Raw genomic sequence first — 12,531 nt, forward strand, 5'->3', positions numbered from 1 at the left:
CCCGATAATCGTTGCCATCGATCATGAGCACACTTCATCTGTGGGGCAGCTGCGCCTCTTCACCAGGATTCAACAATGACCGTCTACTTTATTGGCGCCGGCCCCGGCGATCCGGAACTGATCACTGTCAAAGGCCAGCGCCTTATCCGCACCTGCCCGGTGATTATCTACGCTGGCTCGCTGGTGCCGTCGGCAGTGCTGGAAGGTCACCGGGCCGATAGCGTGGTCAACAGTGCCGAGCTGCACCTGGAACAGATCATCGATCTGATCAAGAGTGCCCATGCCAAAGGCCAGGACGTCGCGCGCGTGCATTCCGGAGATCCGAGTCTGTACGGAGCGATCGGTGAGCAGATTCGCTATCTGCGCGAGCTCGGCATTCCCTTCGAGATCATTCCAGGCGTGACTGCCACAGCGGCATGCGCAGCGCTGCTCGGCGCCGAGTTGACCCTGCCGGACATTTCACAAAGCGTGATTCTGACCCGTTACGCCGACAAGACTGCCATGCCGGCCGGCGAGGAACTGGCCAGTCTGGCGCAACATGGCGCGACCATGGCCATTCATTTGGGCGTCAATCATCTGCAGAAGATACTGGTTCAATTGCTGCCCCATTACGGCGCGGATTGCCCGATTGCCGTTATTCACCGGGCGACATGGCCAGATCAGGACTGGGTGGTTGGCACGCTGGAGGACATTGCCGGGAAAGTCGAGGCCAAAGGGTTTCGGCGTACGGCGCTGATTCTGGTCGGGCGGGTGCTGGGCAGTGAGGTGTTCAGCGAGTCATCGTTGTATCGCGCCGGGCATGCGCACCTTTATCGCCCCTAGAAGCACCTTTGCGAGCAGTTCCGCCAACAGGGTCGGCGAATATTGCCCATAAAAAAACGGCGCTCACGGGGCGCCGTTTTTCATGCTCGCAGCGAACGTCTTAGTAGTAGGCGTTTTCTTTCTGCGTATGGTCGGTGACATCGCGAACGCCCTTGAGCTCCGGGATGCGCTCGAGCAGGGTGCGCTCGATGCCTTCCTTCAAGGTCACGTCAGCCTGGCCGCAGCCCTGGCAACCGCCACCGAACTGCAATACGGCAATGCCGTCCTCGACCACATCGATCAGGCTGACCTGACCGCCGTGGCTGGCCAGCCCCGGGTTGATCTCGGTTTGCAGGTAATAATTGATGCGCTCATTGACCGGGCTGTCGGCATTGACCATTGGCACCTTGGCGTTCGGCGCCTTGATGGTCAACTGGCCGCCCATACGGTCGGTGGCGTAGTCGACGACGGCGTCATCGAGAAACGCTTCGCTGAACGAATCGATATAAGCAGTGAAGCTTTTCAGCCCCAGCGCAGTATCTTCAGGTTTTTCTTCGCCCGGCTTGCAGTAGGCAATGCAGGTTTCGGCGTACTGGGTGCCAGGCTGGGTGATGAAGACACGGATGCCGATGCCGGGGGTGTTCTGCTTGGAAAGCAGGTCGGCCAGGTAATCATGGGCGGCGTCGGTAATGGTAATAGCGGTCATAAAAACTCCTCGCAGGCTTGGGCTCAGTTTACGCCAATCGGAGCGCGGGACAAAGTCCCAGTATTTTTGTCGGAAAAAGCCGCACGTGTGCCCTCGCCTGCTCGCTGACGGTGGCGACGAATGAGCGCTTGATCAACGGGTGGCTGTTAACAAATGGAAACCCAAGCACATTCGCCCCCATATATATGTATACCTCTGCCGGTTTTCCGTGCCCCTATATTCAAGGCCTTCGACTACTTTTCCAGCCGCTACGGTTCAAAGGCCTTGAATGTCTACTTCGTTATCCAGTTTCTACAACAAGACGCCGCCTCGCAGATTGCAGGATCTCAACCACCTGATCAGTTACTTGCATGGCCTCATCGACGACAACTTCAACACCGATGCCAGTGAGCTCTATTACCACCCGCCCGCCGCCTCCGAATTGGGGCGCGAATGCAAGGAAGCCTTTCGTGTATTGAAAAAACTCGAGACAGACGAAGATTTCATAACGCACCTTTCCACGCCAGCCACGGTCGATCAATCGCTGTTAGGCAACGACTTCCTGTACGACTTCCTGTCCGTCCAGTTGAGTTCCACGAAGTCGCCGACACCTGACCCGGCGGAAGTTTTCCCGATCGCCGGTCACTCGGTAACGCTGAGAGATGTTCCGATGTATTGGTCGATCGATGTTGATGTCTTGCTCGATATCTACCGTCAAGTCGGCAACGGGGTCAAAAGCGACGGCTCCGTGCGGTTCGACCAGGTTCTGGCCTGGTACGCGCTGATCCCACGGCGTCCCGCCACACAGGCGGAATGGCAGCGCCTGCTGCACAATCTGGTGGAGCATCGCGCGTTATGGTTGCTTGGGCATCACGGGGCCGTCAGTGACTTCGAGCACTTGTTCAGCGCTGAAAGCGACGAAACGATCACCCGGGTTGTCCGCGAAATCGAAGCCGAGACATCGCGCTGCCTGTTGGCACATGTCGTACCGGTTAAATCCAATGGCAAATTTGCAAAGTTGAGCCAAACCACGCCGGTAGCGCTGCTGGAAACAGCCCTGCAATCGGCGAACAACCTGCAACTGGCACAACGTATTGCCGCAGCACTGGATTGGTACACCGCGAAGAACGAGCAAAACCGCCCGGCCAGTGTACTGACCAGGTTGTTGTGGCGAGCGCTCTGGCTGAGCGTAAAACCGGGCCCGCACGGCAACTATCAAAACGAACTGCAGATACTGATCGGGCCCGGTTGTGGCTATTCGTCCATCCACGAATCGTTGATCGAGCACTTCCAAAGATCACTGTCGGTCGAGCGGCCTATTGCCTTGTTAGCGGTGGCCATCATGAAGAGCAACGTGGCCAGCGAAGCGTGGGTTCAGGATATTCCCGACGCACTGCCGTACGCCACGTCCAGCACCTGGGTCAATTTCAGGAGTGGTTTCATGCTTGCCGAATCCGTCGCGCCCGGCTCCTCCCGGCACATGACCTTCGAACAGTTGCTCAATTTGCCGGCGGAGCATTTCCGGGCCTTTGCGCACGATATCGAGCAACAGCGACTGGTTGCCGCCGCCAAAGTCCGCCCGACGGTGGAGTGGGCAGCGGCGATGGGATTGTTCGCCACACGTCAGACGGCTTATCCGGTCAGCGAAATAGAGCTGGCATTGAGCACGCTGGAACAGCATGAGCAAGAAATGCTCGATGCCCTGAAAAACCTCGCGCTGACCCCACCCAGTCGCTTTCGCTATGAGTCAGACGCAGCGTATGACCAGGCGTTTCATGCCTGGCTGGTCACCCCAAGAGCCGCCTATAAGTGTTTGATCAAGACATTGCTCGCCCAATATCTGCCTGCATGCCGGGGTGATCTGGAGCGGGACGAAGTGACTGTTTACTCGCTGCGGCTGCCGCTGAACGACATGCAGGTCGAACATGAGAACAAAGCCAACACCGACGCCGTGCGTGGCCGCTGCGGGTTCATTCTGCGAATGATCAATCCGGTCTATCCGGCAAAGGTCCGCTACATTGAAGTCTTTCCGCGAGCGGGTATCGTGCGCTTGCGCAAAGACATCGACTCGCTGCCAGTTGGCGGTGAGATCAAGGTCGAGAGCGTTGGCTCCAGCAGTCGAACAAGCCGGGGTTCATTCAGAAAAGGCACCCAATTGCCGTTCGATTGGGAAGCCTACCGCGACGGCTCGAAACCCAGAACGGACGAGCACGCCAACCTTATCGTCGAACAGGTTGGCGAAACGTTTGCCGCGGTACCCATCGAAAAACGCTCGCCCGACGTCGCGGCACGCACCCTGCCCTTTGCAGCCAATAACCTGACCTCTGCCCGGGCAGAAGAACTGGCCGCCATGATCGCCCGCGAGCTGTTTTACAAGGATGAGTCGGCCTTGCTCGAAGACACCCGCAAGGCCACACGCAGCACCGACATCGGCCGGGATTTTCTCGAGGACCTCACCTTCTGGGGAAAAATGTTCGTACCGTTCTGGGGCGCCATTGATGATCTGGCATCCGGCGAGCCGCAACGCATCGAGCGCGGCGGGCTCGGCCTGTTCACCGACATCGTTTCGTTTGCGCTGCCTATCGGCAAATACCTCGCCGGTTGTACCCGCCTGGTCAGCCAGGCAGGCACGCTCGGCCTGCGCCTCGCCCTGCCAAAATTTGCCGGTCTGACGCGAACTCTATTGGTATCGACGCTGCGCGAACTCAACCCGCTGGAGTCGGTATTGGCATTGCTCAAGCTCGGTCGCTTTACCCTGCGCAAGCTCGGCGCGGCGGCAATGCGCCAGGCACGCCTGGGTATTGCCCAGTTGCGCGACGGAACGGTCAGCGTTCAGCACTTGATCGCAGTCGACCCGAACACCTGGGCACCGCGCCAACCCGGCGACCGGCTCTGCACCGTCGAAGGAATCGCTGACATTCCCATGCGCAACGTCGGCAGCGTCGGCGCGGCGGATTATCGGTTCATCGATGCGCTGTCCGGGCAGGCGTTCGGCCCTCGCTACCGCGAGCCGGTGAGAGTGATGAGCAACAGCAGTCCGTTGTTGCAGCCCTACGCTGTTCAGCCCCACTGGATTTCCGGCCTCCAGGCCGACTCGCGAGGGATCTTTTTCCGTCCTGAATACAACCAGAAATTCATCTGCAACATCGATGAAAACGGGACTGTCGCCGTTTACCAGATACGTGAAAACTCGTATGGATTCATTCAGGAAACCGCGCAAAACGGGGAAAACAGCTTCTCGGTGGTGCTAGTCAACCCGAAGAACAACCGTGACCTGTCGATCAACCTCTCATCAGTAAAGCCCGGCCACTGGTACAGCAGGGAAATCCGGGTCAGAGGCGGCGCGCCTGATGACCCCAACGTGACAACGCCTTTGCATCTGCAAAAGTGGTCGCGGTTCAGCGAGCATGTGCTGGAGGTCACCCTTGAGGCGTTTGCGAAAAAACATCGGCTGGACCCGGCCGCCTTCAGGCAATTCGTCCACACAGAAGGGCAATTGAAACCGCTGGGTCAACAGATACTGGATCGGGCCGACACCGCGCGTACGGTCGTCACCTACGAGCATCTGCGGGAGTGGCGCAGCCTGTCGCAGGAAGGCCGCAGCACCCTCAGCCGCGAAGGCTTCGCCGCCACGCACAATCTTGACCCGCAGGACTTCATTACCCACGTCAACACCGATGGCTCGTTTCGGGCACCGGGAAAGGTATTGGAGAAATATGCCCATAACCAGGCGTTCACGCCTTTGACCGCAGAGCACATCGAGCAATGGCGCGTGCGTTACATCGCTATCGGCTCCGCCAGCACCATGGGTACGTTCCTCGATGACAACAATCTCGACCCGGTGCTCTGGTCAACGTTTGTCAATGATCGGGGTGAATTGAGAAGTGCGGTGCCAGAGTGTCTGCAATTGCTCGCTGCCTCGGATTCAGCGCTCATGCGTGCTCGAAAGTCCCTACCCCCCGGCACGGGGATAAAATCCGCTTCCTGGCAGTTACCACAGCCGCCTTCGCCCCGCGAAACAGGACCACTTTCGCCGCCGGTTGCTGGCAGTTCCAAACGACCTCGCCTGGACAATGCTGCGCCTGAAACCCCGCGCGACGCAGACCTGATCCCTTCGCTTGGGCATCACATCAATAACAATGCCCCCATTCTTCAGGACCCGACGGATGTCAGAATCAGCCTCACGAGCAAACTTGAGGGTGATATCGACAAAATCACCATCACCGAAACCAATCGCTTTCTCGCGGGGTTCGAGGGTCCCAGACTCAAGGAAATGACACGAAGAATCACCGAAGACGTCCAGGAATGGATCGCCGATGAAGGCCGCCATCATGACAGGCTGGCCAGTCGACTCGAGGTCAGACGACCGCTCGACGGCCCGGAACGGGGGTTGTCGGTATTTGCCAAAGTCGACATCGAGCCTTTCGAAGTGCTAGGACCTTACACCGGCAAACTGCACCGCACGACCAGATCCGTACGGGCGGAAATGCTGGAGAAATCCACCGAGAAAGTCAGCACGTTTCTCTTCGCAACGGCAACGAAGGGCGCCACTCTGAGCGGTCATGGCAACAGCAACGTGCTGAGCCTGATCAATGCGGTCAATGTGCCCGGCCAGGCCAACATAGGCGTCGAGAACGTTGGCTCGATCTATGTTGGCAAATACATGGTGTTTTTGCTCGCATGGGAGAAGATTCCGGCAGGCACCGAACTGTTCCTCGATTACGGCTCTGATTACTGGAAAACCTTGAGGGCCGCTGGCGTCGCGTCAGCGACCGACCCGACATGAGAGCTGTTCAGCATTGACGCACCCAAAGACGCAGGCCACAAGCCTGCGTCGTTGTCTGCTCAAAGATTCTCGTACCGGTTCATGTCCAGCACACCCTCTTCCACCGGCTCGGTTTCGTGGATGTATCGGCTCAAGTCATGGAAATACAGCCAGAACTGCGGATGACTACGGCGGATGCCCCAGTGCTCGACGATTTTTTCGAACCGGTTGGCATCCCTGGCATTTTCCATGGCATCGACAAACGCCGGCACCTGCTCGGCCGGCACGTTGAACATGAAATTCGGGTAACTGGTCAGCACGCCAGGATAAATGGTCAGGGTGTCGAGCCCCGGTTGATAACGCCGTGATTCGCCGAGCAAAAACGCCACGTTGCTGTGCGCGCGATTGCGCAGCAGGCTGTAGACCTCGCGCTTGCCGCTGGCGGTTTCGACACGCAGCAGGGTTGCTTCGGGCATCTGGTCGATGACTTTCAGCCCCGCCGCCGGCCGCGAGGCGAGACGGCTCAAGGCTTGCTCGGCGTTTTGCAGTGCCGGGTCGATGTTCGGCCGCGAGCAGTAAGCGCCATCGCAACGATTGATCGGATCAGGTCGCGCATTGAGGTCACCGTAACGCGCCAGCAATTGCATCGCAAAATCGCGCTTCGGGTCCTTTTCGTCGAGTTTCAGGGCAGTCGGCTTGTCGTCATCAATGGCTTCATAATCGAGCCACATCTTGAACTGCCCGCCGTCCTGGTACCAATCATTGAGGTAATCCTCACGGGAGTCGGCGGGCATCAGGCGCAGGAAGTTCTGTTCGGCACCGTTGCGGATCAGGTCGAAATACAGGCGCGTCTGCGCCTGATGGGAGACGTTGCCAAACACGTCAAAGTTGACCGCGAGCTGGTAGTAGGTGCGTTCCAGCAGCGGATAGTCGAACAGCCACATCGTCTGCGGTACTTCACCAATCAGGCCTTTGGTCACCGACGCACTGTCGAAGTGACGGAAAATGCTCAACAGCGCGTTGTCGTTGCCGGCCCACAGCGTCGACCAGCTCGGTGCCGGCAGATCGGCGTAGCTGTCGCGGCGCAGGGCTTCGTATTCGTTGCGCTTGTCGCGATAGTTGCGCCACAGGCTCAGCACGCTGCCGACATCGTCGTTCTGCCCCGGCATCGCCAGCAACGGTGTGGCCTGGCCACGGTAGTTCGGGTCGGTGATATAGAGGTCATGTTCCGGTGCCTGAAACAACGCCCAGAAGTTGTCGCGGATCACATCTGTCGCGATCTGCCCCCGACACACCGGCCCGCGAATAAAGGTGCGAACAAAGTATTCGGCGTTATCGAGCATGAACTGATAGCGCGCCTGAGCCGGAATCGCCTCGAAGGTCGCAAATGGGTTGGCGCGGCTTTGCGGGCCGTAACCTGGGAGCGCATTGACCTGCCAGTTACCGCTGTAGAACAGGCTTTTGACGCGGGCCATTTTTGCCGCACTCAGCGCATAGGTGATGTGCGTCTTGTGCACGATCACTCCCTGCACCGGCCACAAGCGGTAATACACCTGCGTGCCGGGGTCGTCGTTCGGGCGGCGCGTGGCGATCAGATCGATCGGCTGGCCGCTCGGCGTGCGCGAACGCACCCACTGGAAATAGTGCCCCGGCTCGCCGTCCTTGAAATAGATGTGCGCCAGATACCAGTGTTCGAACAGCCAGCGCCCGACCAGACTTTGCCGCGCGCCGGGGGCGTTGAGCAGGTTTTCCCACTGCAGGATCTGCATGGCCTCTTGCGCATTGGGCGCCAGACTCTGCTCGTCAATTGGCGCGCCAGACGCCAGCCAGCGCTGCAAGGTCTGATATTGCTGGTTGGTCAGACCGGTGACTGCCAGCGGCATGCCCTCCTTCGGGTGCGCGCCGGCGTAGCCGTCGAACTCGGCGGGCATTGCACAGAGATTGTTGCGATTGAGCCCCAGGACAATGTCCTCGGGCAGCTTGGCGTTCGGCGTCAGCGGCGTGTTGTGGCCGAGTTCGAGCATGCGCGCCATCAGCGCGGCCTGACTGCCCTGAGCGTCGAGCACCGAATAGAAATCTTTCTGCTGCCAGGCGCGCTTGCCGAAGGCGTCGTAAAACAATCGGGTGGTGGGTGCTGCCTGGGTGCGTTCGCCGTCGTACACCGGCATCTTGCTCGCGCCACGAGCGGCGCCTTCGCCACTGCCCAGATTGAGCTGGCACGCCGAGTCGTAACAGGCATGGCACGCCACGCACTTCTCGGTAAAAATCGGCTGAATGTCCCGGGTATAGGAAATAGAAGAAGGAGCAGCAGGATCCTGCGCCGCGACGCTCCCGCTCAGGACCAGCAACCATAAACTGATGACGCGGTACGGCATGCTGCTGATCCCGATTGTGTAAAAAAGGCGACGATTCTACCGTTATGACGGCCGTACCAACATGAGCGATATTCATGCAAAAGCTGCGGATGCTCCAAAAGCGCACAGGTTTGCTATGATCGCGCTCCTTCGTAATGGTCTTTTCGAGTAGTCCACATGTCCGATCGCAGCGTCCGCCTTCAAGCTCTCAAGCAAGCCCTCAAAGAGCGCATCCTGATTCTCGACGGCGGGATGGGCACGATGATCCAGAGCTACAAGCTCGAAGAGCAGGATTATCGCGGCAAACGCTTCGCGCACTGGCCGAGCGACGTCAAGGGCAACAACGACCTGCTGGTGATCACCCGCCCGGACGTGATCGGCGGTATCGAAAAGGCCTACCTGGACGCCGGCGCCGACATTCTCGAAACCAATACCTTCAACGCCACGCGCATTTCCATGGCCGATTACGGCATGGAAGAGCTGGCTTACGAGTTAAACGTAGAAGGCGCACGGCTGGCGCGCAAGATTGCCGACGCCAAGACCGCCGAAAATCCGGCCAAGCCACGCTTCGTCGCCGGCGTGCTCGGCCCGACCAGCCGTACCTGCTCGCTGTCGCCCGACGTCAACAACCCCGGCTACCGCAACGTCACTTTCGATGAGCTGGTGGAAAACTACACTGAAGCCACCAAGGGGCTGATCGAGGGCGGCGCCGACCTCATCCTGATCGAGACGATCTTCGACACCCTCAACGCCAAAGCGGCGATTTTCGCCGTGCAAGGTGTGTTCGAAGAGCTGCACATCGAACTGCCGATCATGATCTCCGGAACCATCACCGACGCCTCCGGCCGCACACTGTCGGGCCAGACCACCGAAGCGTTCTGGAACTCGGTAGCCCACGCCAAGCCGATCTCCGTGGGCCTGAACTGCGCCCTCGGCGCCAGCGAACTGCGTCCGTACCTGGAAGAGCTGTCGAACAAGGCCAGCACTCACGTTTCTGCGCACCCGAACGCCGGCCTGCCCAACGAATTCGGCGAGTACGACGAACTGCCTTCGCAAACCGCCAAAGTCATCGAAGAATTCGCCCAGAGCGGCTTCCTCAACATCGTCGGCGGTTGCTGCGGCACCACCCCGGGGCACATCGAAGCCATCGCCAAAGCCGTGGCCGGTTACGCACCGCGGCAGATTCCGGATATTCCCAAGGCCTGCCGCCTTTCGGGTCTGGAGCCGTTCACCATCGATCGCAGCTCGCTGTTCGTCAACGTCGGCGAGCGGACCAACATCACCGGTTCGGCGAAATTCGCCCGCCTGATTCGTGAAGACAACTACACCGAAGCCCTTGAAGTCGCTTTGCAGCAGGTCGAGGCCGGCGCGCAGATCATCGACATCAACATGGACGAGGGCATGCTCGATTCGAAGAAGGCCATGGTCACCTTCCTCAATCTGATCGCCGGCGAACCGGATATCTCGCGCGTGCCGATCATGATCGACTCGTCGAAATGGGAAGTCATCGAAGCCGGCCTCAAGTGCATCCAGGGCAAGGGCATCGTCAACTCGATCAGCATGAAAGAAGGCGTCGAGCAGTTCATCCATCACGCCAAGCTGTGCAAGCGCTACGGCGCTGCGGTGGTGGTGATGGCCTTTGACGAAGCCGGCCAGGCCGACACCGAAGCGCGCAAGAAGGAAATCTGCAAACGCTCCTACGACATTCTGGTCAACGAAGTCGGCTTCCCGCCGGAAGACATCATCTTCGACCCGAACATTTTCGCTGTGGCCACCGGCATCGAAGAACACAACAACTACGCCGTCGACTTCATCAACGCCTGTGCCTACATCCGCGACGAGCTGCCGTATGCACTGAGTTCCGGCGGTGTTTCGAACGTGTCGTTCTCGTTCCGTGGCAACAATCCGGTGCGCGAAGCGATCCACTCGGTGTTCCTGCTCTACGCCATCCGCGCCGGGCTGACCATGGGCATCGTCAACGCGGGTCAACTGGAGATCTACGACCAGATCCCGGTCGAACTGCGTGACGCCGTCGAGGACGTGATCCTCAATCGCACCCCGGACGGCACCGATGCCCTGCTCGCCATCGCCGACAAGTACAAGGGCGATGGCAGCGTCAAGGAAGCCGAGACCGAAGAGTGGCGCAACTGGGACGTCAACAAGCGTCTGGAACACGCGCTGGTCAAAGGCATCACCACCCACATTGTCGAAGACACCGAAGAGTCACGGCAGTCATTCGCCCGGCCGATCGAAGTGATCGAAGGCCCGCTGATGTCCGGCATGAACATCGTCGGGGACCTGTTCGGCGCGGGCAAAATGTTCCTTCCGCAAGTGGTGAAATCCGCCCGGGTGATGAAGCAGGCCGTGGCGCACCTGATTCCGTTCATCGAACTGGAAAAAGGCGACAAACCGGAAGCCAAGGGCAAGATTCTCATGGCCACCGTCAAAGGTGACGTGCACGACATCGGCAAGAACATCGTTGGCGTCGTGCTCGGTTGCAATGGCTACGACATCGTCGACCTCGGCGTGATGGTCCCGGCGGAGAAGATCCTGCAAGTCGCCAAGGAAGAGAAATGCGACATCATTGGCCTCTCCGGCCTGATCACGCCGTCGCTGGATGAAATGGTTCACGTCGCCCGTGAAATGCAGCGTCAGGACTTCCACCTGCCACTGATGATCGGTGGCGCGACCACCTCCAAAGCGCACACGGCGGTGAAGATCGAGCCCAAGTACAGCAACGATGCCGTGGTCTACGTGACCGACGCCTCGCGCGCCGTCGGCGTGGCAACCCAGTTGTTGTCCAAGGAGCTCAAGGCCGGGTTCGTCGAGAAGACCCGTCTGGAATACATCGACGTGCGCGAGCGTACCTCCAACCGCAGCGCCCGCACCGAACGCCTGAGCTACGCCGCCGCCATCGCCAAGAAGCCGCAATTTGACTGGGCCAGTTACCAGCCAGTGAAACCGACGTTCACTGGCAGCAAAGTGCTCGACAACATCGATTTGAAGGTGCTGGCCGAATACATCGACTGGACGCCGTTCTTCATTTCCTGGGATCTGGCCGGCAAGTTCCCGCGCATTCTCGAAGACGAAGTGGTCGGTGAAGCCGCCACCGCGCTGTACAAGGACGCGCAGGAGATGCTGGCCAAACTGATCGACGAGAAGCTGATCAGCGCCCGCGCGGTGTTCGGTTTCTGGCCAGCCAATCAGGTCAACGAAGACGACATCGAGCTGTACGACGATAACGGCAAGCCGTTGGCCAAGCTGCATCATCTGCGTCAGCAGATCATCAAGACCGACGGCAAACCGAACTTCTGCCTCGCCGACTTCGTGGCGCCGAAAGACAGCGAAGTCACCGATTACGTCGGCGGATTCATCACCACCGCCGGCATCGGTGCCGAAGAAGTGGCCAAGGCTTATCAAGACGCCGGCGATGACTACAACTCGATCATGGTCAAGGCCCTTGCCGACCGTCTGGCCGAAGCCTGCGCGGAATGGCTGCACCAGCAAGTGCGCAAGGAGCACTGGGGTTATGCCAAGGACGAAACGCTGGATAACGATGCGCTGATCAAAGAGCAATACCGAGGCATCCGCCCCGCTCCCGGCTACCCGGCCTGCCCGGATCACACCGAGAAAGCCGCACTGTTCACTCTGCTCGACCCAGAGGCTGCCGAAATGCGCGCCGGGCGCAGTGGCGTGTTCCTGACCGAGCATTACGCGATGTTCCCGGCCGCAGCGGTCAGCGGCTGGTACTTCGCCCATCCGCAGGCGCAGTACTTTGCCGTGGGCAAGATCGACAAGGATCAAGTGCAGAGCTACACCGCGCGCAAGGGTCAGGACTTGAGCGTCACTGAACGTTGGCTGGCACCGAATCTGGGTTACGACAGCTGACATGTTCCAGGCCCGGAAGCACCCTGCTCCCGGGCCTC

5 protein-coding genes are annotated in these 12,531 nt (G+C 59.4%); 3 read left to right on the forward strand and 2 right to left on the reverse strand.

Annotation, left to right across the window (positions count from 1 at the left end):
- Nucleotides 1-75 precede the first annotated feature (75 nt).
- Entirely contained in the window at nt 76-822 is a 747-nt protein-coding gene (gene cobM, locus ACP7D9_RS09160) for a precorrin-4 C(11)-methyltransferase (RefSeq protein ID WP_426156882.1), read from the forward strand.
- Nucleotides 823-922: 100 nt separating this feature from the next.
- Here the strand turns inward: cobM and nfuA are convergent, their stop codons facing one another.
- Complete coding sequence (nfuA, locus tag ACP7D9_RS09165; protein WP_003225494.1) at nt 923-1,507, reverse strand: Fe-S biogenesis protein NfuA; 585 nt, start codon at nt 1,505-1,507, stop codon at nt 923-925.
- Nucleotides 1,508-1,775: 268 nt separating this feature from the next.
- Here nfuA and ACP7D9_RS09170 point away from each other — a divergent pair, with 268 nt between their 5' ends.
- Nucleotides 1,776-6,272, forward strand: coding sequence for an SET domain-containing protein (locus tag ACP7D9_RS09170; RefSeq protein ID WP_426156884.1), 4,497 nt, complete (start codon nt 1,776-1,778; stop codon nt 6,270-6,272).
- A gap of 59 nt (nt 6,273-6,331) precedes the next feature.
- Here ACP7D9_RS09170 and ACP7D9_RS09175 read toward each other — a convergent pair whose 3' ends face one another.
- Nucleotides 6,332-8,626 carry a fatty acid cis/trans isomerase gene (locus ACP7D9_RS09175; protein WP_312998974.1) on the reverse strand — a complete coding sequence of 765 codons (2,295 nt, stop codon included), beginning with the start codon at nt 8,624-8,626 and terminating at the stop codon, nt 6,332-6,334.
- Nucleotides 8,627-8,782: 156 nt separating this feature from the next.
- Here ACP7D9_RS09175 and metH point away from each other — a divergent pair, with 156 nt between their 5' ends.
- Nucleotides 8,783-12,493, forward strand: a complete 3,711-nt coding sequence (gene metH / locus ACP7D9_RS09180; RefSeq protein WP_426156887.1) for a methionine synthase — start codon at nt 8,783-8,785, stop codon at nt 12,491-12,493.
- Nucleotides 12,494-12,531 lie beyond the last annotated feature (38 nt).

This window comes from Pseudomonas sp. TSRC2-2, from assembly GCF_049897785.1.
In the GTDB taxonomy this organism is placed as follows: Bacteria; Pseudomonadota; Gammaproteobacteria; order Pseudomonadales; family Pseudomonadaceae; genus Aquipseudomonas.